Origin of the sequence: Flavobacterium sp. LAR06 (assembly GCF_041946075.1) — a bacterium.
Taxonomy (GTDB): Bacteria; Bacteroidota; Bacteroidia; order Flavobacteriales; family Flavobacteriaceae; genus Flavobacterium.
The window spans coordinates 68,590-92,030 of sequence record NZ_JAUTYT010000012.1; the positions used below are offsets into that span (position 1 = coordinate 68,590).

A 23,441-nucleotide genomic window follows, 5' to 3' on the forward strand; every position below is an offset into this window, starting at 1 on the left:
TTATTTAAATTTTAATAAAATTTTATTCCAAAAGCCATTAATCACATCTTTGTTATCAATCCCGAAAAATGCTAAAAAGAAAATTATTGACAATAATGATGTTTTGGCGTTAAACATATATACGATTGCGAAAGACAAAGAAACACATAGGAGGTACTTAAAAAATACTTGAATAGGAAAATCAATTTCCAGTATTTTTCTTGTCGTAAATAAACGTACAATAAATAATATTGCGTACCCAAAACATGTAGCGATCGCAATGCCCATTAAACCAAAATATCGTATTAAAACAACCCCTATAATGATATTGGTCAGGCTTCCAAAAATAGTCGTTGTAAAGATTTCCTTTGTTTGTTTAACTCCAAGATAAAGTGCACCAAAAAAACCTGAAAAAGATAAAAAAGCAACGCTTAAATATAACACAGGCATAAAAAGCCAAGAGTCATGAAACTCCTCACTAATTAATTCTTCCACTAAAAACCGAGAAGACAACGATAACAAGACCACTAAAGAGAACTGAATTTTAATTAGTTTCTTGAAAACTTCTGAATAATATTTCTTTTTATCTTCAGAATTAAAATTAATTATAGCAGCCTCTTGCCATGCCAGTGTAAAAACTTGATTAACTATAACTAAGATTGCAGGAAATCGATTCGCCATTGCGAAAACTCCATTGGCAGAAATACCTAAATACGCCAGAATTAAATACTTATTCACAGAACTTATTAACCACCAACTAATTGTATTGGGTATTAATGGTAGAGAATATTTAACAAGTTCTTTTATTGAATTAACACTAAAATACTGTATGTCAATATAAGCGTATATTTTTAACTGAAAGAATAAAAAAAAACTGCAAAAAAAGTAAGCAATAAATGTTGAATAAAATAATGCATCAATAGAAAGTTTAAATACAAACAGAAAAACAATATTACTTAGTAAATAAATCAAAGTATATAAGATTCCATTAAAGGCAAAAAGCTTATTCATATTTAACCCCCTGGCAATTTGTTGAAAAAAAGGATAAATCATTGCATTAATACAAATAAGAGTAATAATAAAATGGCCTTTTAGAGGATAAAATAAATAAAAAATACTCGATAAAATTCCTACTATGATTGTATTAACCAGGATTAAAAGAACCCCATTTGTAATACATTTTTTTTTCGTTTCTAAATTACCTTCAGAGGTTAATAACCATCTAAAAACGCTATCCGAAATTTGTAATGTTGCAAAAGGAACAATCAAACTAATTGCTGTTGTTACTAAATCAAAATATCCAAACTCCCCTTTGTTTAAATAAAAACTATATAAAGGAATCAGTGCAAAAGATAAGATTTTTGAGCCAAAACTACCTATGCCATAAATAATGGTATTTCTTAGTAATGAACTATTTTTAGATTTCATTTGAGTCGTTTAAAAAAATTAAGTATCAATTAGCATTAAGTCGCACATCATTGTTAAGATTCTTAAAACCGTTCTAAGTTAAAATTTGAGAGCTGCTAAAATGTTTTTTCAATAAAAAATAACAAACGCTAAAAAATCCACCTAAAAAACCTCCTAAAACCAACCCCATTAATTTCCCAAAACGATCAACCGCTAACGGCAAAATAGGCCTGTCTATAACTTGAATCAGTGGCGTATCTTTTCGTACGGTTACTTTTGCCAGTTCTGTTTGTTTAACCAATTCTGTTAATATAGCTGTATTTGCCTGCACATCAACCTGCCTGCGGGCAGATGGAGCCCTTTGAACATTTAATGCTGGATTTAAATTAAAAGTATTATCGTTTGCAATAGCAACACCTGTTATCGCACCATTAAGCTCTCGTCGAATAGAATCAGTTTGATGCTCTAGTATATCCATATTTATTCGGGCTTTTTTACTTTTAGTATCTACGTAAAAACGTCCAACTTGCTTTGCCAATGCCTCACAAAAATATTTAGCAAATAATTCGTTTTTTGAGGAAACTTCCATGGTTATGATCGAAATTTTTTTATCTTTTTGATCAACACTTAATCCGTTCATAGAGAGTTTCTCATAAATAACCCCTAAAATGCTATCGTGTACTCTGCTAAATCCCAACCTTTGTTTGTTAGGTAAAAATTGAATTTTTTTCAACTTTGGATCCTTATCCCACTGTTCTCTCCACTTATTATTCTGAATATACATTTCGGCAAGAGAAACTACTTGGTTATCCACAACAACTGGTGCTAGAAGCGTTTTTTCCACCATTGACCTGGATTTAAAAAGTTCCGTCAAATTAGCCCCCGTAAACACTCCTCCTGCACTTCCGCCAATATCTAAACCTAGTGTGGTTGCAAGCCCCAATGCACCTCCAATACCACCGCCTGTCCGGTCATCTTCTAATGCGAAAGACAATTTAGCAGTATAAACAGGCTCTCTAACTAAGGAATATATTATACCTAAAGAAGCTCCAATAATTCCAGCCAGTACAATAAATTTCCATTTTGAATAAAGATAAGCATACCAATCTCTTGCTTTTTCGAGCAACTCTTTCAACGAAATTTCGTCACTAGTAAAAGTTTTATTATCCATTAAAATTTTATTTAAAAGCGGTTACAATTAATAATGCCAAACTAGTAAGTACACTACCAATACCTACCCACTCTCCAGTACTCATCTTTTGGGTTTCAGGCTTTTCGGGAACTACTATTTGAGAATCGGGTCTCACTTTAGGATAAGATCTAAAGAACAAAAATGAATTTGTTACGGAAGCTTTTCCATTTGGATATATGATATAAGCTTTTTTCTTCCATCCTTTAGCATCTACACCACCTACGGCATCAATATAATATCTAAATCCTTTCCCGCTTCTATATGGTATCTCAGATGTAAGCAATACACTACCGGTTACCTTAACTCCTTCATTATAAGCTGCAACTATAATTTCATCTCCTGGAAACAAAGTAACATTAGAATAATGATACTTGTCATTAACAATTTTTTCCCAGTTTACAGGAATTGTAGCATATTTCACTTCATCTTCTAATTTTGTAACCAATTCTTCTTTTAAGGTATCATTTTTTGATAAATTTAGGTCTACACTTTTTATTTTATCAATCTGTTCCTGCTTGATTGGTCTTTTAATTTTCACACCATCAATATTCGCAATTGATGATAATCCTCCCGCCCTCATCACGACATTATAAACCGTTTCTTTTTTATTTGCTAAAACATATTTTCCAGGATATCCTACAGCCCCACTAACCATTACCATTTGAGGTTTTTCATAGATAGCTACTCGGCGTATAGCAACAACATCAAAAGGTTTTAAAATAAAGTTTTTGACTTGCTCGTTATTATCAGCTGTAATTTCAAATTCAACCAATTCAATTCGTTTAAGATCTGCATTGTTAACAACGTCAGATTTAACCATTCTTCCAATTTCTACCCTTTTAGAGGCAGAACCGGTCAAGCCACCAACCTGAACAATCAAATCATTTAAAGTTAAATTATCATAATAATGGTACACGCCTGGATTTTTAACCTCTCCTTCAATCGTAACCTTGTATTCTTCTCTGAAATCTAAAACAGAATATACCGTAACGATATCTTCTCTTTTTAATTCAATGTCCTCATTTAAATCACCTGTTAAAGCAGTGCTTAGATCCACAGTTACAATTTCTGTAGTTAAATCTCCTTTTAATCGAACGATTCTTGCTCTTTTTGTGTAAGCATCTTCCTTCAAACCTTCTGCTCTCGTGATAAGGTCCGAAATTCTCATTCCTTCTGTAAAAGAATAATAATTTGGTCTAAAAACTGCTCCTTCAATTTTAATACGATTTTCAAAACGATCCAAAATCCTGGTAATTTTAAAAACATCACCAGATTGAGGATAATAGGTACTAAAATTAGCCTCATTTATATCGTGAACTTTATATTCTTTTCCAGTCTTTTGGACTACATTTACTGACGCCGTATAAGCAATTTCATTAAATCCTGATGCAAAATTCAACAAATCAGTAAAACTCTCTCCTTTTTTCATTTCAAAAACTCCAGGTCGTTTCACTTCCCCCTCCATTGTAACTCGTTGTCTATAAGCAGGAATTCGGATAACATCATTATCTTTTAAGCCAACATTGTCAGCTTGGTCACCTTTTACCAAAAACCTGTAAATATCAATATTTCTATAAACTCTATTATTTCTAATTAATTCAATATTTCTGTAGCTCCCATTCTTGCCAGGGCCCCCTGCTAAATGCAGTGCATTATAAACCGTAGCTAAGGATGAAATTGAATAGTTGCCGGGTTGTTTTCCTCCTACAACTGTAATTTTTATGGTACGAATTCTACTCAAACTAACACTTACTTGCGATTGTCCGGAACGAACTGTACTATAAACCTTTGAAATTGCAGCTTTAATTTTTTGTGTTGCTGCTTCAACTGTAATACCTGAAACCGCAATCTGCCCAACATACTGAATAGTAACTTTCCCTTCAACGCTTACAGGTACACTGGCATTATATTCCTGAACACCATAAACACTAACTTGCAATTCATCACCAGGACCTAAAACATAATTCATGGGTGTGGCTAATTTCAAATCTGGCTCAAAATTAAGACTAGGATTATCAAAAAGCTCCGATCCAAAAATTAAAGCATTGGCAGAATCTTTTACTTTGTTGTTAAGTACTATTTCCTGATCTCGACCAAAATCATTATTGCTAATATTAGCTGTATTTTGAATACCGTTTGAAGAAGCTTTCACCCGTACCTTTAACTTATCAAATTCCGCTTGACTCATTCCCTTTGATAAAGCCATAGGTTCTGCTTGTTCAATACTAATATTTTTGCTTAAAAGCTGGGCCTTTATTTTAGCAATATCGTTATCTGATAAGTAGTCCACTTTAATTGAACTTAAATCCTGAGATTTTAGAATATCCTGCGCACTAGCTTGTGATGATAACAGCACGACAAACAAGCTAAGAACGTATATTATTTTTTTCATTGAGCTTTTTTTTAAACTAACTTTTGTTGATATAATTATTTAAATTATGAATATTGTTTTTTATAATAATCTTTATAAGTACCAGAAGTAACATTTTGTAACCATTCACTATTACTAAGATACCAATCTATAGTTTTTCCCAATCCCTCTTCAAAAGTTACCGATGGTTTCCAGCCTAATTCTTTATTAATCTTTGTTGAATCAATAGCATAACGCAAATCATGTCCAGGCCTGTCTTTTACATAAGTAATTAATTGATGAGAAGTTCCTTCATTTCGTCCTAACTTTTGATCCATAAGCTGACACAATAATTTAACCAAATCAATGTTTTTCCATTCATTAAATCCGCCAATATTATAGGTTTCATGATTTTTTCCCTTATGAAAGACTAAATCTATCGCTGCTGCATGATCTTCTACGTAAAGCCAATCTCTTGTATAATTCCCGTCGCCATAAACCGGCAAGGATTTATTGTTAATGATATTATTAATAAAAAGTGGAATTAATTTTTCAGGAAAATGATAAGAACCGTAATTGTTTGAGCAATTGGTCAAAACATAGGGTAAGTCATAAGTCGCTCCATATGCGCGCACAAAATGATCTGAACTGGCTTTAGAGGCTGAATATGGTGAATTTGGATCATATGGCGTAGTTTCTGTGAAAAGTCCTTCTGCTCCTAATGAGCCATAAACTTCATCGGTACTAATGTGATAAAAACGTTTACCTTCATAATTACCCATCCATTGATTTTTTGCAGCATTCAGTAAGTTCATAGTTCCAATAACATTCGTTTTCACAAATGCCAATGGATCCTTAATGGAACGATCTACATGTGACTCAGCTGCCAAATGCAATACTCCATCAAAATTATGAACTGAAAAAAGTTTATTTATAAATGTTTCATCAACAATATCTCCTTTTATAAAAGTATAATTTGGGTTATGTTCAATATCCTTTATATTCTCCAGATTTCCAGCATAGGTAAGGGCGTCCAGATTAAATATGTGGTATTCTGGATATTTATTTACAAAACGTCTCACTACATGAGAACCAATAAAACCAGCCCCACCAGTTATAAGAATTTTTTTTATTTTCTCCATTTAATTTAATAAATCAGAATTCTGTTTTTCTAAATTATTATAAATATCTTTTACATCCTGCGAGCTTGCCTTTTGTAAAATCAAGTTGGCTGTATCTGTATAAACAAAAATAGTATTTTTTAGCCCCAAGAAAACAGTGTGTTTTTCAGATCCAATGACCATATTACCATTCTGATCTACAAGATGGCCTTTTGAAACTAGATAATCGTAAACAGATTCAAATGATCCTAAATCGGACCATGAAAATGATGCAGGAACTACTTTTATTTTTTTACTTCGTTCCATTACTGCATAATCAATACTTATTGATGGAATTTCTAATGACAAATCTAAATTTAAAAAACCGTCTTTGTTTGTTTCCCAAACTATTTTTGACTTCTCATAAACATCTGGCTGATACTGCCTTAACTCTTCTAATAAAACTCCAGCTTTAAAACAAAACATTCCGCTGTTCCATAAAAAATTTCCTCGGGAAATAAACTCTTTGGCAGTAGTTTCATTTGGCTTCTCGCGAAAAGAAATAACGTTATCACCTTTTGACTCGATATAACCATAACCTGTCTCCGGCTTTGTTGGAATGACTCCAAAAGTCACTATAAAACCTTCCTGTGCTTTTGATACTGCTTCATCTATGGCGCTATTGTAATTTTCCATTTGATCAATAATATGATCAGACGGAGTTACAATCAATATATCTTCTGGCTCCGATGCAAATGCTGCAAAGGCAATAGCGGCGGCGGTATTTCTAGGAGTCGCTTCAACGATATTAATATAGGAAGTTTTAGATTTCCCCATAACTTTACCACTAAGATGATGATTATCAATATTTCCGACAACCATTACCTTATTCGCCAAATGACTATTACGCTCAACTGTCATCTCAAACAGTGATTTACCATCAAATATTTCCAAATACTGTTTTGGCTTACTTTTACGAGAAAGTGGCCAAAGTCGACTCCCTATTCCACCAGTCAATATCACATGAGTTATTGAAGCGCTCATTTTAATTTTTTTTTAGTTCTTTTTCGGCAACCTCTTTTCTAAGATTACTACTTGAAAATCTATGATCCCTAACATTAAAATACAATAGGATCCCTTTTTCTTCACAATAAACTCGTCCTGTAAAATTTTTATCCCGATATTCATCACCAATAATACGAACATCAATTTTAAAGGAACGAAGAATATCTTCCAGATCCTGTTCTGTTGCATAAGGTACAATTTCATCAACAAACTTACAGCCTTTTAGTTGTATATACCGTTCTACTACTGTTTGGGATGGGCTATTTTTTTCAGGACGGTCCAATGTTGGATCAGTTTGCAATCCAACTATTAAATAATCACACTCTCTTTTTGCTTCTTCTAACATCTTAATATGCCCTGCATGTAACAAATCAAAAGCACTAAAAGTTATTCCTACTTTCATAATTTAAATTAAAATTAAAGTCTATTATCCACTATATTACCCAAAACTCCTTTTACATCGTATAACATACTATTACTTTTTTGCAACTTTGAAAAATTTAATTTCAAAAATTCAGCATGTGCTACTCCCAAAACAATAGCATCAAATTTTTCTATTGGAATCGAATTTGTTACGATTAATCCATATTCCTTTTTTACTTCATCCGTACTTGCAAGAGGATCGTAAATTATTACTGAAATACCATATTCTGTTAAAGCTTTTATAACATCAACAATTTTAGTATTTCGAACATCTGGACAGTTCTCTTTAAATGTAATCCCAAGCATCAACAGATTTGCTCCATTAACAGAGATTCCTTTTTTAATCATCAATTTTACTACCTGTGAAGCGATATATTCTCCCATACTATCATTCAAACGCCTTCCTGCTAAAATTATTTCAGGATGGTAGCCAAATTCTTGTGCTCTTTGCGCTAAATAATAGGGATCAACCCCGATGCAATGACCACCTACTAGTCCAGGCTTGAATGGCAAGAAATTCCATTTCGTTGCTGCAGCGGCCAAAACTTCCTGTGTATCAATGTTCATTAGATTGAATATTTTAGCCAGTTCATTTACAAAAGCAATATTGATATCTCGTTGTGAATTTTCGATCACTTTTGCAGCTTCTGCAACTTTAATAGATGGCGCCAAATATGTACCAGCTGTAATAACTGATTTATATAAAGCATCAACTTTCAAACTAATTTCAGGTGTTGAACCTGATGTAACTTTTAAAATTTTCTCAACAGTATGCTCTTTATCTCCAGGATTTATTCGTTCAGGTGAATATCCTGCAAAAAAATCAGTATTAAACTTTAATCCTGAAATTTTCTCTAAGACGGGAACACATTGCTCTTCTGTAACTCCTGGATAAACTGTTGATTCATAGATTACGATATCACCCTTTTTCAATATTTTACCGACTGTTTCGCTCGATTTATATAATGGGGTTAAATCAGGACGATTATTTTTATCAACAGGAGTTGGAACTGTAATTATAAAATAATTACAATCTGACATATCCTCTAAAAATGTTGTACAGAATAGGCCATTTCCCTCCGTAGATTTATCAATCAATACACTTTCTAAAATTGAATTTTCAACTTCTAATGTCGTGTCTATTCCTAATTTTAAAGATGCTACTCTTGATTCATTGATATCAAAACCGATTACAGGAAATTTTGTAGCAAATAATCTGGCCAAAGGCAATCCCACGTAACCTAAACCAATAACCCCTATCTTTACACTTTGATCCAATTTACACTTCTTTTTTTATATTTTCAGTCCATTTACTCCACGGCTTCGCCTATCTGAGCCACAAAAACTGGCACAGATACTCTAAAATCATTTTCAGCAAATATAGCATTTTAAGTCAATTTATTCAATACGGTTTCCCGTAATACGCAAAAAACAAATCACAAAAAAAAAATTAAAATGACCAACTCTCTATCAATCAGTACGTAAAAAAACAGCTAATAAAAAAAACAGCTAATAAAATGTATAAATCTAACATTTCATCAACTGTTTTTGGATTTTTTAGTACGAAACACCTAATTATCTATATTTCACTTTTAGAACACAACCTAGAGATTCCAGTATCAAAATATAATGTGTTTTTGAAACTTCCTGTACAATTGCATCCTGATTACTAAAAGCTCCCGATTCTAATTTTATTTTATCTCCCACCTGAATTGAAGAGACCGTAACATCAATCACATCCGAAGCCTGAAGACTTGTCTTAATAATACTAATTTCCTCATCTCGCACTACAGCAGGCTTTCCTAACCAAAATAAATATCGAATTACACCTGGAACAGTAAAAACTGAATTTTTCTCAATTTCAGGTAATTGAACAAATACATAAGAATTAAAAAGAGGTACAACAACCTTTTTTTTCCTATCTGACCACTGCCTAATTTGTGTAACTGTTGGGCAGTAACACTCTATCCCAATTTGATTAAGTTTTTCTGCTACTTTTTTTTCCCATTTGGGTTTTGTATATAATACATACCAAGTCATAATTTGTCTTTATATTGAAATAAAACGTTCACATCTTCCTTCATTCATTTCCTTTTAAGTGTATTTCAATATCAATAGAAACTAAGAACCTATTCCCTTATAAATAAATCCAATTTCTTCCAGTTCTCTTGCATTTAATATATTTCTTCCATCAAAAAGAAATGCGGGTTTATGCATAGAATTATATATTTTTTGCCAATCGTAAGCTGTAAACTCATCCCATTCAGTAAGAATTGCAATAGCATGAGATCCTTTAACTGCTTCATATGGATCATCAAATACAGTTAATGCAGCACCATTTTCTTCAGCTGTTCTAGTTCCTAAATAATCTAAGTCATTAAGCATCTTGCTTCTTGAAACTTTAGGATCATAAACCGAAATTTTAGCTTGCTCATTGACCAAATCATCGGCTACATAAATGGCTGCAGACTCTCTGGTGTCATTTGTGTCCTTTTTGAAAGCCCAACCTAAAAATGCAATTTTTTTATCCGCCACAGTATTATATAATGTCTGAACGATTTTATTTGAAAATCTTCTTTTTTGATGATCGTTCATTATAATGACCTGCTCCCAATAATCTGCTACTTCATTTAAACCATAAGATTTTGCGATATAAACTAAATTCAAAATGTCTTTCTGAAAACAAGACCCTCCAAAGCCAACCGACGCTTTAAGGAATTTTGGACCAATTCTGGAATCCATTCCGATTGCTCTTGCAACTTCATTAACATCAGCACCAGTCTTTTCACATAATTCAGACATCGCATTTATGGATGAAATTCTTTGAGCTAAAAATGCATTTGCTGTAAGCTTAGAGAGCTCTGATGACCAAACATTCGTCGTTAAAATTTTATCTTTATCAACCCAATTAGCATAAACATCAACTAACGCATTAATAGCATCCTGACCTTCGGGAGTAGTATCTCCACCAATTAAAATTCTATCTGGATTTAACAAATCTGTTACCGCAGTCCCTTCGGCCAAAAACTCGGGATTTGACAAAATTTGAAACTGAACACCATTTCCTGTATTATCTAAAATACTTTTAATTGCTTCAGCAGTTCGAACTGGTAAAGTAGATTTCTCCACTACAATTTTATTTTGCTTTGCCACTTTTGCAATTTGTCTTGCGCAAAGTTCAATATATTTTAAATCAGCCGCCATACCTTTCCCTTTACCGTAGGTTTTGGTTGGTGTATTTACAGATATAAAAATTACCTGAGCTTCATCAATTGCTTTATCTACCTCTGTCGAAAAGAAAAGATTTCGACCTCTGGCCTCCGCTACAATTTCTGAAAGACCCGGTTCATAAATTGGTATATTATCTGTATTGGGATCATTCCAATCTTTAATTCTTTGTTCATTCAAATCGACAACTGTAACTTGAATATGTGGGCATTTTTGAGCAATGACTGCCATTGTAGGACCGCCAACATACCCTGCACCGATACAACAAATTTTTGTAATTTTCATTTTATCAATTTTATTATTCTATTTCTATTTATTTCGCAAATTATTCCAATACCAATCAACCGCTTCTTTTAATCCTTCCTGCAAAGAATATTTCGGATTATACCCCAAAATCTTTTTTGCTTTATCTATACTTGCTAATGAATGCGGAATATCACCTGCTCTATTTTCACCATACACTATTTCTACATCAGTGATATTACGGTCAAATTCAGATAAATATTTTTTTAAATACCCAACTAAATCATTTAAAGTATTTCGATCACCAAATGCCGTATTATAAACTGTATTTATTGCTTGCGGATTTTGACTTGTCATCGCCAATTCATTCATTTGAATCACATTATCAATATAAGTAAAATCTCTTGAATAATCTCCGTCACCATTAATTATTGGACTCTCATAATTCATCAACTGCATTACAAACTTCGGAATTACTGCTGCATAATCTCCTTTAGGATCCTGTTTTCTTCCAAAAACATTAAAATAACGCAATCCAATAGTTTCTAAACCATATGTTTTACTAAAAATTTCAGCATACAATTCGTTTACATATTTTGTAATAGCATAAGGAGATAGAGGCTTGCCGATAACTTCTTCAACTTTGGGTAACCCTTGAGAATCTCCATATGTCGATGAACTCGCTGCATAAATAAAACGTTTCACTTTCGCATCGCGAGAAGCAACAAGCATATTCAAAAAACCTGACACATTTACATCATTTGTCGTTATAGGGTCATTAATCGATCTTGGAACTGAACCAAGAGCAGCCTGATGCAAAACGTAATCAACTTCTTCAAGAGCTAGTGAACAATCAGCAATATTTCTAATATCTCCTTCAATTAATTTAAAGTTTGGATCATTTATAAAATCCTTTAGATTATGACGATGACCTGTCGAAAAATTATCCAAACAAATTACTTTATGACCTAACCCTAAAAAATACTCACATAAATTGGAACCAATAAATCCCGCCCCTCCAGTAATTAGAATTGTATTCTGAGTTGATTCTTTCATTTACTTCAAATTATCTTTTAGTGAATTTGTTTAAAATAGTTTTCCAAAAACTTAATTTAACTTCTTCATCATGATATCCGTTTGAATATGTCCCATAGCCATACCCATAACCAGATCCATACTTCGCTTTATTTTCATAACCATTAAAAACAATACTGGCATTATTAAGTTCTCCTCTTTTTATTCTGGTATTTAACAACGATATCATATCCTTTTTAGTATAATTTTGCCTAACAATATACAAGGTGACATCAGCATATTGAGCCAATTCTATTGCATCCGAAACCAATCCAACCGGCGGTGTATCTAAAATTATATAATCATATTTTTGCTTCAGTTCATCTATCAATTCTGTCATTGCATCGCTTAAAATAAGCTCAGAAGGATTTGGTGGAATTGGCCCTGAAAGGATAACATCAAGATTCGCAATTTGAGTAGGATTCGTAATTTCATCTAAACTATTCTGCTTAATTAAATAATTTACAACACCTATTGAATTCTTCAAATTAAATTCATCTGCTAGTCTTGGTTTTCTTAAGTCCAGACCAATAATCACTGTTTTCTTTTCACTTAAAGCAAAAACAGTTGCTATATTAATCGAGCAAAATGTTTTTCCTTCCCCACTAATAGAAGAAGTTATCATTAACGTTTTAGAACCACTAACCTGTTGTTTTTTATACAAAAACTGTAAGGATGAGCGAATGGTTCTAAAACCTTCAGAAAGCACCGACTTAGGCTTATCAAATACCGCCAGACTCACGTTATCCTTATTAATACCAATAACACCAATCAACGGAATCTGCGTCAACTTACTAATATCGTCAGTATTCTGAATTGAATTATTTATAAAGAAAATTCCAAAAACAAACAATAATGGAATCAACAAACCTAGAAAAAGAGCCAAAACATAATTTACTGAGGTCTTAGGTCCAATTAAACCACCTCCAATATCTTTTGCTGGATCTATAAAATGAATATCGGATAAATTAGAAGCTTTTACGATTTCTGCTTCATTTCGTTTTTGAAGAAATTCAGTATAAATATTATCATTTAGATCATACTTTCTTTTAATCTTCAACAGTTCCTGTTGCTCCTCAGGAAGCCTTTTTACCGTATTTTCAGCCTGACCAATTTTAGCATTTACCAGAGACAAATCATACAATAATGACGCTTTTGCAGAAGCTATATTTTCTAACAGTACACTTTTAACGGCCTGCATCTGATTATCAAAATCTTTAAAAATCTTTTCACTTTTAACTGCGTATGCCATTTCAGACCTTTGTGTTGAAAGCGCTATAAGTTTTGAGACACTGGCAACAATATTCGGATCCTCAATTCCTGCAACAGACGGAGCTGGCAACCTTGAATAATCTACACTATTATTCAAATACATTTTTAGGGAATTGTAATAAGCTATCTTTCTAGAAACCTGATCTCTTTCTACATCAAAATCCATTATTTTATCCGAAAACTTAGCGCCACCACCTTCTATCTCGTAGATATTCTTATCCTTTCTAAATGATTTTAACTCATTTCCCGTGTCCTTCAATTGAGATTCCATTGCAACAAGAGTACTATCAATGAATCGTATTGTATTAGTAGCAAACTGATTTTTACCATCAAGTTGAATTTTGATCAGCATATTCACTGTCGCATTCAAATATTCCACCATTCGAGCCTTATTGGTGCCTTGCATTCCTAATGTCAATATCGAACCTCCTTTATCGTCCGAATCAACATTTATACCTCTATAACGAGAAACTGTCCCATCAAAATCATTGAATCGAACAAAGTATTCATTTCCGTTATAAATACCTGGGTTGTCATTAATCTGTAATTTCCAATTTAGAAACGGAAGTAAAACCTGTTCTCCAACTTTGTATTTTTTTACAAATTCGACTGGCTGAACAGCTGTCCTGGAATATAAATTATCCGAATAGTTAATTAATGAAACTGAGTTCTGTTCAAATGGAACTCTAATTTCATATTCATTAGGACTTAAAAATTTTATACGGATTAAAACATTCGCAAGCTGACCTTTCGATTTATCAATATCAATATAAAATGGAACCGCACCATACGAATCTACCAAATTATACTTTCCTTGTGTAAAATAATCAATATAAAACTGTAGCTTACTTACAACCAACTCATTGTGAGACCTTGATTGTAATATTGTTGATATTCCATTTACCTGATCTGAAATTCCTCCCCAATTAAAAACTAAGCTTGTATTAGATGTAAAAAACGGATTACTTTCTTCCTTTATAGAAATCATTGTTTTCATCCCGTAAATCTTTTCTTTACGGATGTTTACCTGATAGGCAATCGTAAATGCAATGATTAAACTAGCCAAAAACCATTTCCAGTAACTAAGAATCTTTAATATAAATCCTTTAAAATCAAAATTTGAATGATTTTCAAAAATGGAAAAATCTTTTATATCTAACATTTCTTGAATTTACTTTAGTTTTTGATAATTAAATATACGGTTGTTGCCAATGACAATAAGGTAATTATAGTACCGATTGACTGTATACCCGTTTGTCCCGTTCCCCATGTTTTCTGTCTCAACGGTTTTACGTAAACATAATCGTTGGGTTGCAAATAATAATAAGGCGATTTCATTACGTTAGCATCTGTAAGATCAATTTCATTCATTTGAACCCCAGTTGGAGTTTGACGAATAATCATTACAGCCTTTCTATTACCCACAGTCGTTATATCTCCTGCGTTAGCAACCGCTTCCATAATGTTTACATGCGACTGAAACAATGTTTTTGTTCCTGTGCTTCCAACTTCTCCATTTATTGTATATCTGAAACCAGCAAGTTTTACTGTTACAAAAACATTTGCTTCGCTTTTAAAATATTCTTCAAGTAATTTTTTCTCAATTTTAACTCTAACTTCCTCAAGAGTAAAACCAATAACATTTATTTCTCCTAAGATTGGCATTCGAATATTACCATGATCATCAACTGTAAATCCGTCAAAATACAAACCGGATTCAGACTTTGCTGTTGTCGCATTTTCTGTGGTATTAAAAATCGAAACCAGTTTTGGATCAATTGCTTTTATATTAACACTTATAATATCATTTACCTGTAATCTGTATGGTTTAGATTCTACAGCAGTAACTGTATTTTGCTCACCTGTATTGTTTTTATCTTGCAGATACCATAGATCCTTTACAGGGATACAGGATGTAAAAAGCACACTAACGAATAGTACTATATAAAAGCCGTTTCTTGTCATTATTAAAAAATTTATCGCAAATATAGCTTTTCCTTTAACTTTCAGGAAATCTAACTTTTATTTGATCTTATTTAGTTGTTTTTGAACGTTTTTTCAAACGGAACACGATGCAAAATACTTCTTCCAAGTGTAATTTCATCAGCATATTCTAATTCGTCACCAACAGCAATTCCTCTGGCAATTGTTGAAATTACAATTTCAGATTCAGCAATTTGTTTATAAATATAAAAGTTTGTGGTATCACCTTCCATCGTTGAGCTAAGTGCGAAAATAATTTCTCCTACCTTTCCGCTTTTTACTTTTTCAACCAAACTGGAAATATTTAACTGACTTGGACCAACACCTTCAATTGGCGAAATCTTACCCCCAAGTACATGATAGATTCCTTTATATTGACCTGTGTTTTCAATAGCCATTACATCCCGAATATCTTCAACCACACAAATTGTCTGATGATTTCTTGCCACGTTGGCACAGATTTCACAAACTTTTGTGTCTGAAATATTGTGGCAACTTTCACAAAATTTAATATCTTCCCGCATGTTTAATAATGCCTGAGACAAAAAACCGGTTTGCTCTTTCGGTTGTTTTAGCAAATGAAGAACCAATCGCAATGCCGTGCGTTTACCAATTCCCGGTAATTGAGACATTTCATTAACTGCTTTTTCTATTAATTTTGATGAAAATTCCATGACGACAAAAGTAATACTTTAATGTTTCTTTTTAGTGCCGATAGAAGTGGAAATCCTATTGTTTTCCATTAAAAACAAAAAAATTACTTCAGCCTGTTTTGATTTAATTGGAGTTCCGTGAACTTTGCTTAAAACTTATAGCTGAATTAGCTCTTAAAAAACTTAATATTGATTAGTAGCCAATAAGACCAAAGTACAAGCAACTTCAGCCTTGATATTATTCAGCTCTAACAATTGATATAACTCAGGATTTTCAGTTCCAGGATTAAAAACAACTCTTTTTGGCTGCGCTTCGATAATATAATTATAATAATCGCGCTGACGGGCAGGATTTAAGTATAAAGTTACAGTATCTATATTTTTAACTGGAATTGCTTTCGTGTAAATTTTCACTCCGGCAACCTCGCCAGTATTTTGACCAATTGCCAATACCGTATGTCCTTTTTGAACCAACATATTTATAGCTCTATAGGCATATCTATCTGATTTTGTGGTAGCTCCCAGAACTAAAGTTTTCTTATTTTTCATTATTTTAGAATATTGTACAAAAGTAATCAAAAAGAACGAGCTTGGTTTAGGTTATTAATGTAGAATTGGAGTAATAAAAAACATTATCCTAACATGAATTTACTTTACACAATTAAAAATTATCTATTTTTACATTACTAACCCAAACTTTATGGATCTTTTCATTTATTTATTTGCTGCACTATTTTCCGTTTTGAACCCTATTGGAACAGTCCCTATTTTTGTAGGCCTTACCCAACATGATTCTCAAAAAGAACGATCCCGTATTTCATTATGGACAGCTATAAATGTTTTCATTATTCTAATTGTCTCTTTTTTTATCGGTCAATATGTTCTGACTTTTTTCGGAATTAGTATTGATGCGCTTCGAATTGCCGGCGGAATTGTGATTGTAAATTCAGGTTTTTCTTTACTTTCCGGCAAATTCAATAAAAAGAGAGGAATTAATAAAAAGATTGAAAATGAAGCTCACCAAAGAAATGACATTGCTTTAACTCCTTTAGCTATTCCTATGTTAGCGGGACCAGGTTCAATATCATTATTGATTGCTTTCTATCAGGAACATCACCAAATGAATGAAATTATTATTTCGAGTTTAGCCATTTTAGCGATTGCAGTTGCCATTTTTGCCATTTTAAAAAGTGCCCACTATTTAGCCCGAATATTAGGTGCTTCAGGAATTGTCGCAATTTCCAGAATTGTTGGATTTATCGTAATATCAATTGGTATTCAATACATAGTAAGTTCAATCATTAACATTATCAAAGGAAATCTGATGTAAATAGATTTAACTCTCACCTAAATAAAAAGGGATATAACATACGTTATATCCCTTTTTTATATTCTGTGGATTCCTTTAATTTCTTGGTAAAAACACTTCAGCCATCATACATCTTGCGCTTCCTCCGCCGCAAGCTTCGATAGTATCCAAACTTGAACTTAAAATTTCAGCATGATTTTCTAATTGAGCAATTTGTTTTGGTGTCAAACTTTGATGTGCCGATGCACTCATAACAATGTATTTCTTGTCATTTGCACCTCGAACTTCTAACATATTTCCTGCGAAATTATTCACCTGTGCTTCTGTGATCAGAATAATCTCTTTTTTATCGGCTTTTAAATTTTCAAGAACCATTTTACGCTCTTTTTTATCATCGATACAATCAGCACAGATAACTGCAAAAGTTTCACCCAGGCACATCATCACATTTGTGTGATAAATTAATTTACGTTCACCGTCAACGGTCTGAAACGCTTCAAAAATTACAGGAGCGTAATCAAAATCTTCGCAAAACTCTATAAACAATTCTTCATCTGCACGTGGAGATAATGCACAATACGCTTTTCCATTCGCACGATCTAAAAGCAAACTCCCTGTTCCTTCCAGGAAAAACCCATCTTCTTCAGCAGATGTATAATCCATTATATTAGAAATCTCAAAACCTTTCTCTTCAAGAGTGTCCAGAATATCTTCACGACGTTCCTGACGACGATTTTCAGCAAACATAGGATACAATGCCACATCGCCATTTTCATGAAAAGAAACCCAATTGTTTGGAAAAACACTATCCGGAGTATCAGTCTCCAGATTATCGTCTATAACTGTAACATCAACCCCAACTGCTCTTAGTTTTTCAACGAAAGCATCAAATTCTTGTTGTGCTTTTGCATTTACAGTACTTGGCAAAAGTCCATCCAGTACTTTTTGATAGTAATTATTTACTGCCGTTTGCTCATTCATCCTGAAAGCAACTGGACGAATCATTACGATTGCATTTGTTGTTTGTCTCATTCTCTTTATTTTTTTTGTTTCAAGTGTCAGGTTTCAAGTTTACTAACCAACCTCAAACTTGAAACTTTATTTTCTAATCTCTAATTAATGGTAAAGTGGAACATCTCAACAAACCTTCCTGCTTTGCAATTTCAGCATATGGAATTTCTTCAACAGTAAATCCATTAGCGCGAAGCCAATTGTTCAGACGGGTAAAATTTTTCTCAGAAACCACTACATTTTCATCTATTGAAAAGACATTTGAAAACATATTATACATTTCGTTTCTTTCAATATGAAATAGATTTTCTTTTCCAAAAAGATTTACCAAATACAGATAATCAGCTTCTTCACGGAAACCTCTTTTATAAATTATTCCTTTATCTTTTCCAACAGGCTGAAAACAACAATCTAAGTGTAAAGCATTGTCACGAGCTTCTAATTTAGATTTCACTAAATCAAATTCTTTGACAATTTTATTAGGAAATAATTCTTTAATATAGTTTACACCATACATATTAGTTCTTGCAGTGATGTAATCTTTATAATCACTTCCTTTATAAGTTCCGATAAAAATATGATCATTCCAAAGCATTACATCTCCCCCTTCAATATGAACTTCTTCAGGAGGACGAACTACTTTTAGAGGATCCATTTGATCGATTACATATTGAATTGCATCTAACTCCCGTTCTCTATCAGGCAAAATATTTGATTTTACAAAAACATCATCAAGTACAAAACCAATATCTCTTGCGAATATTTGATTGTAATTTTCAATCATTTCCGGACGATAAACAGTTACATCATATTTTTGAAAAACAGCATTAAAAGCATTCATTTCAACAACCATATCTTCTTCAACAGGATAAGTCCCCGCTTTAATATGTTCCAATGATTTGGGATCGTAGGCTTCGTCAATAGATGGAGTTGGCCCATTATGAACGGCTGAACCCAAAACTACTGCACGCAATCTTGACGTTTCGTTCTTTATATTTAATTGCAACATAACTCTATTATATTTTGAGCAAATATAAAAAAAGCTTCACAGTTAAGTGAAGCTTTAAAGTTATTTTATTTATTAGACTTAAAGTCTCTTAAAGGATGTCCTGTATAAATTTGTCTAGGTCTTCCAATTGGTTCTTTGTTTTCACGCATTTCTTTCCATTGTGCGATCCAGCCTGGCAATCTTCCAATAGCAAACATTACTGTAAACATATCAGTCGGAATTCCTAATGCTCTGTAAATAATACCAGAATAGAAATCTACGTTTGGATACAAGTTTCTTGATTTGAAGTAATCGTCTTCAAGAGCTGCCGCTTCTAATTTTTTAGCAATTTCCAAAATTGGATCTTCAACACCTAAAGTTTCTAAAACCTCTTTAGCCGCTTTTTTGATAATTCTCGCTCTTGGATCAAAGTTTTTATAAACTCTGTGACCGAATCCCATTAAACGGAATGGATCATTTTTATCTTTTGCTTTCGCTAAAAATTTATCAGTATCTCCGCCATCTTTATTAATTTCCTCCAGCATTTCTAAAACTGCTTGGTTTGCACCTCCGTGAAGAGGTCCCCAAAGTGCCGAAACTCCAGCTGAAATAGAAGCAAATAAACCAGCATGAGACGAACCGACCATTCTTACTGTAGATGTAGAACAGTTTTGTTCGTGATCAGCATGAAGAATAAATAATTTATCTAATGCATCAACTATAACAGGATTTGCTGCATAAGGTCCAGTAGGCAATTTAAACATTAATTGCATAAAATTGTCAACATAACCTGTTGTGTTATCGTAATAATTTAATGGATAGCCCATAGATTTTCTATAAGTCCAAGTAGCAATTACAAGAAATTTACCCATTGTTTTACAAATGGCTTCATACATTTCTTTTTCATTATCTACATTTACTGCTTTTGGGTTAAATGCTGTTAAAGCACTTGTCAATGCAGATAAAACGCCCATTGGGTGCGCTGTTTTTGGAAAACCATCGATGATATTTTTCATCTCCTCATTTACCAAAGTATGTTTTTTGATCCCATTTTCGAACTGCTCTAATTCCTGAGCTGTTGGCAATTCACCAAAAATCAAAAGATAAGATACTTCCAAAAAACTAGCTTTTTCAGCCAGATCTTCGATTGAATACCCTCTGTAACGCAGGATTCCTAACTCTCCATCTAAGAAGGTGATTTCACTTTTGCAAGAACCAGAATTTTTGTAACCAGGATCAATTGTAATAACACCAGTTAAATCACGTAATTTGTTAATATCGATAGCTGATTCATTTTCGCTCCCTGTAATAACCGGAAGCTCAATTTTTTGACCATCTACTTCTAATGTAGCTATTTTTGACATAATATATCGGAAATAAATCTTTAAAATAATAATTTATCAAATCTAAGGAATTTAAGACTAATTAAAAAAGGAATACTGCTATGAATTTGTTAAAACTCCAAAAAAAAACCACCCATTAAAAAATGGATGGTTTAAATCTATATATAACCTTACAATTATTTAATCTTGAAAGCTTTTAACCCTGGAAAATAAGCAGTACTTCCTAATTCTTCTTCAATTCTTAATAATTGATTGTATTTTGCCATACGATCAGAACGAGAAGCAGAACCTGTTTTAATTTGACCACAGTTTAAAGCTACAGCTAAATCAGCAATAGTATTATCTTCAGTCTCTCCAGAACGGTGAGACATTACAGAAGTATAACCAGCATTCTTAGCCATGTTTACAGCAGCAATCGTTTCAGTCAAAGTACCAATTTGGTTCACTTTTACTAAAATTGAATTTGCAATTCCTTTTTCAATACCAGTAGATAAACGCTCAACGTTAGTAACAAACAAATCATCACCAACTAATTGTACTTTATCTCCAATTTTATCTGTTAAATATTTCCATCCATTCCAGTCATCTTCATACATACCATCTTCGATAGAAATAATTGGATACTTAGCAGCAAGTTCAGCTAAATAATCAGCTTGCTCTTCAGAAGTTCTGATTTTTCCAGTTTCACCTTCAAATTTAGTATAATCGTATTTACCATTTACATAAAATTCAGAAGCTGCACAATCAAGAGCGATCATAATTTCGTCACCAAAAGAATATCCTGCTTTTTCAACTGCCAACTTAATAGTATCCAAAGCGTCTTCAGTACCACCAGCTAAATTTGGCGCAAAACCACCTTCGTCACCTACAGCAGTACTCAAACCTCTGTCGTGTAATACTTTTTTCAAACTGTGAAAAATTTCAGTTCCCATTTGCATAGCATGCGTAAATGAAGTTGCCTTTACAGGGAAAATCATAAACTCTTGAAATGCAATTGGAGCATCAGAGTGAGAACCACCATTGATGATGTTCATCATCGGAACAGGTAACGTATTAGCAGAAACTCCACCAACATATCTGTATAATGGCAATCCAAGTTCATTTGCAGCAGCTTTTGCAGCAGCTAAAGAAACTCCTAAAATAGCATTAGCTCCTAATTTAGATTTATTAGGCGTTCCGTCTAAATCAATCATTAACTGATCGATAGTGTTTTGTTCGAAAACAGAAGTTCCAACTAATTCTTCAGCAATAACAGTATTTACATTATTCACTGCATTCAAAACTCCTTTTCCTAGAAATGCTTTTCCTCCGTCACGTAATTCAACAGCTTCATGTTCTCCTGTTGATGCTCCAGATGGAACAGCTGCTCTACCTAGAACACCATTTTCTGTAACTACATCAACTTCAATAGTAGGATTACCTCTGGAATCAAAAATTTGTCTTGCGTGAACTTTAATTATAATACTCATTATTTTTGTTTTTTATTAATAAATTATATTTTTTTTCGAAATTATAAAAATATTTAATAGAAAAAATGCATTCTTACCATTAAACACCTTTATTTATTAACTATATCGTTTTAGCAGCACCTAGTTTTATATTCTCAACAAACTGATCGAACAAATAAGAGGAATCATGTGGTCCAGGACTTGCTTCTGGATGATATTGAACTGAAAAACAATTTTTATTTTTCATTCTCATACCAGCAACCGTTTCATCGTTTAAATGCAAATGTGTAATTTCTAAATCGGGATGACTGTCCAGTTGCTCTTTATTAACTGCAAAACCATGATTTTGAGAAGTAATTTCTCCTTTACCGGTAATGATATTTTTTACTGGATGATTTATTCCACGATGCCCATTAAACATTTTATAAGTTTGAACTCCATTTGCTAAAGCAATAACTTGGTGTCCTAAGCAAATTCCGAACAAAGGATTATCATTAGCTAAAATTTCTTTTGCTACTTCGATAGCACCAAATAGAGGATCCGGATCTCCAGGTCCATTTGACAAGAAATATCCATCTGGATTAAACGATGCTAAATCTTTATAAGTAGAATTATATGGGAAAACTTTAATGTAGCAATCTCTTTTAGCAAGATTTCTCAATATGTTCTTTTTTATCCCAAGATCTAAAGCAGAAATTTTATATGTAGCATTTTCATCTCCAAAAAAATAAGGCTCAGTAGTTGAGACTTTTGATGCCAACTCTAAACCTTCCATATTTGGCACATTTGCCAGTTCTTTTTTTAGTTCTTCAATTGAAGTCCCATCTGTGCAAATAACAGCATTCATAGCTCCATTGTCACGTATATAACTTACAAGTGCACGAGTATCGACATCAGAAATACAGATTAAATTTTGCTTTGCAAAGTAATCCTCCAAACTTCCTGAAGCATCTTCACGGGAATAATTAAAACTGAAGTTTTTACAAACTAAACCAGCAATTTTGATACTATCAGATTCAATCTCTAAATCATTTACACCATAATTTCCAATGTGTGCATTAGTAGCCACCATAATTTGACCAAAATACGAAGGATCTGTAAAAATCTCCTGATATCCCGTCATTCCAGTATTAAAACAAACTTCACCAAAAGTCTTACCGCTAATCCCGATAGATTTTCCATGAAAAATAGTCCCATCACTTAGTAATAAAATGGCGCTTTGTCGTGTTGTGTATTTCATTCTTTAATTTGTATTGTTTTTAATCGGTGTAAAACCAGCCAGACTTGTTTTACTTGTAATTAGATATTTTGCAAATTTACTTCTTTAAAAGAGCGCTTCCAAGATTTTTTAAAAATTTCATTCATAAAAATAA

Annotated in this window: 20 protein-coding genes; 1 reads left to right on the forward strand and 19 read right to left on the reverse strand. The window is 32.8% G+C overall.

The genetic code is table 11. The features are described from left to right. The 14 genes from Q7C23_RS17250 to Q7C23_RS17315 all read right to left on the reverse strand — a co-directional run bounded on the left by Q7C23_RS17250 (nt 1) and on the right by Q7C23_RS17315 (nt 16,518). The gene (locus Q7C23_RS17250) at nt 1-1,407 is read right to left on the reverse strand and encodes a lipopolysaccharide biosynthesis protein (RefSeq protein ID WP_375033690.1); all 1,407 of its coding nucleotides are present in this window, start codon (nt 1,405-1,407) and stop codon (nt 1-3) included. A gap of 73 nt (nt 1,408-1,480) precedes the next feature. Continuing rightward, complete coding sequence (locus Q7C23_RS17255; RefSeq protein ID WP_375033691.1) at nt 1,481-2,557, reverse strand: lipopolysaccharide biosynthesis protein; 1,077 nt, start codon at nt 2,555-2,557, stop codon at nt 1,481-1,483. Nucleotides 2,558-2,564: 7 nt separating this feature from the next. Beyond that, nucleotides 2,565-4,970: an SLBB domain-containing protein gene (locus Q7C23_RS17260; protein WP_375033692.1), complete on the reverse strand. Its 2,406-nt coding sequence runs from the start codon at nt 4,968-4,970 to the stop codon at nt 2,565-2,567. Between the two features lie 44 nt (nt 4,971-5,014). Further along, entirely contained in the window at nt 5,015-6,061 is a 1,047-nt protein-coding gene (gene rfbB / locus Q7C23_RS17265; RefSeq protein WP_375033790.1) for a dTDP-glucose 4,6-dehydratase, read from the reverse strand. A 9-nt stretch (nt 6,062-6,070) separates the two neighbouring features. Next, nucleotides 6,071-7,072: a mannose-1-phosphate guanylyltransferase gene (locus Q7C23_RS17270; protein WP_375033693.1), complete on the reverse strand. Its 1,002-nt coding sequence runs from the start codon at nt 7,070-7,072 to the stop codon at nt 6,071-6,073. 1 nt (nt 7,073) lies between these two features. Continuing rightward, nucleotides 7,074-7,496: an adenylyltransferase/cytidyltransferase family protein gene (locus Q7C23_RS17275; RefSeq protein WP_375033694.1), complete on the reverse strand. Its 423-nt coding sequence runs from the start codon at nt 7,494-7,496 to the stop codon at nt 7,074-7,076. A gap of 14 nt (nt 7,497-7,510) precedes the next feature. After that, complete coding sequence (locus tag Q7C23_RS17280; RefSeq protein WP_375033695.1) at nt 7,511-8,794, reverse strand: nucleotide sugar dehydrogenase; 1,284 nt, start codon at nt 8,792-8,794, stop codon at nt 7,511-7,513. Nucleotides 8,795-9,091: 297 nt separating this feature from the next. Further along, the gene (locus tag Q7C23_RS17285) at nt 9,092-9,556 is read right to left on the reverse strand and encodes a UpxY family transcription antiterminator (RefSeq protein WP_375033696.1); all 465 of its coding nucleotides are present in this window, start codon (nt 9,554-9,556) and stop codon (nt 9,092-9,094) included. A gap of 81 nt (nt 9,557-9,637) precedes the next feature. Next, on the reverse strand, nt 9,638-11,029 hold the full coding sequence (locus Q7C23_RS17290; protein ID WP_375033697.1) for a UDP-glucose 6-dehydrogenase: 1,392 nt from the start codon (nt 11,027-11,029) through the stop codon (nt 9,638-9,640). A 24-nt stretch (nt 11,030-11,053) separates the two neighbouring features. Beyond that, nucleotides 11,054-12,043, reverse strand: coding sequence for an SDR family oxidoreductase (locus Q7C23_RS17295; protein ID WP_375033698.1), 990 nt, complete (start codon nt 12,041-12,043; stop codon nt 11,054-11,056). Between the two features lie 10 nt (nt 12,044-12,053). Further along, nucleotides 12,054-14,495 carry a polysaccharide biosynthesis tyrosine autokinase gene (locus tag Q7C23_RS17300; protein ID WP_375033699.1) on the reverse strand — a complete coding sequence of 814 codons (2,442 nt, stop codon included), beginning with the start codon at nt 14,493-14,495 and terminating at the stop codon, nt 12,054-12,056. A gap of 14 nt (nt 14,496-14,509) precedes the next feature. Then, nucleotides 14,510-15,298, reverse strand: a complete 789-nt coding sequence (locus tag Q7C23_RS17305) for a polysaccharide biosynthesis/export family protein (protein WP_375033700.1) — start codon at nt 15,296-15,298, stop codon at nt 14,510-14,512. Between the two features lie 71 nt (nt 15,299-15,369). Continuing rightward, nucleotides 15,370-15,990: a recombination mediator RecR gene (gene recR / locus Q7C23_RS17310; RefSeq protein WP_375033701.1), complete on the reverse strand. Its 621-nt coding sequence runs from the start codon at nt 15,988-15,990 to the stop codon at nt 15,370-15,372. 162 nt (nt 15,991-16,152) lie between these two features. Beyond that, the gene (locus Q7C23_RS17315; protein ID WP_375033702.1) at nt 16,153-16,518 is read right to left on the reverse strand and encodes a CoA-binding protein; all 366 of its coding nucleotides are present in this window, start codon (nt 16,516-16,518) and stop codon (nt 16,153-16,155) included. Between the two features lie 151 nt (nt 16,519-16,669). On the opposite strand from Q7C23_RS17315, the gene Q7C23_RS17320 reads away from it, so the two are divergent. Beyond that, nucleotides 16,670-17,299, forward strand: a complete 630-nt coding sequence (locus tag Q7C23_RS17320) for a MarC family NAAT transporter (RefSeq protein WP_375033703.1) — start codon at nt 16,670-16,672, stop codon at nt 17,297-17,299. 75 nt (nt 17,300-17,374) lie between these two features. Here the strand turns inward: Q7C23_RS17320 and ctlX are convergent, their stop codons facing one another. The 5 genes from ctlX to carA form a co-directional block, all read right to left on the reverse strand. After that, a complete protein-coding gene (ctlX, locus tag Q7C23_RS17325) occupies nt 17,375-18,310 on the reverse strand; it encodes a citrulline utilization hydrolase CtlX (RefSeq protein WP_375033704.1) in 936 nt (311 codons plus the stop codon). A gap of 73 nt (nt 18,311-18,383) precedes the next feature. Then, on the reverse strand, nt 18,384-19,298 hold the full coding sequence (locus tag Q7C23_RS17330; RefSeq protein WP_375033705.1) for a dimethylarginine dimethylaminohydrolase family protein: 915 nt from the start codon (nt 19,296-19,298) through the stop codon (nt 18,384-18,386). Between the two features lie 65 nt (nt 19,299-19,363). After that, complete coding sequence (locus Q7C23_RS17335) at nt 19,364-20,641, reverse strand: citrate synthase (protein WP_375033706.1); 1,278 nt, start codon at nt 20,639-20,641, stop codon at nt 19,364-19,366. A 155-nt stretch (nt 20,642-20,796) separates the two neighbouring features. Continuing rightward, a complete protein-coding gene (gene eno, locus Q7C23_RS17340) occupies nt 20,797-22,089 on the reverse strand; it encodes a phosphopyruvate hydratase (protein WP_056195292.1) in 1,293 nt (430 codons plus the stop codon). Between the two features lie 100 nt (nt 22,090-22,189). Then, nucleotides 22,190-23,308 carry a glutamine-hydrolyzing carbamoyl-phosphate synthase small subunit gene (carA, locus tag Q7C23_RS17345; protein WP_375033707.1) on the reverse strand — a complete coding sequence of 373 codons (1,119 nt, stop codon included), beginning with the start codon at nt 23,306-23,308 and terminating at the stop codon, nt 22,190-22,192. Between the last annotated feature and the right edge of the window lie 133 nt (nt 23,309-23,441).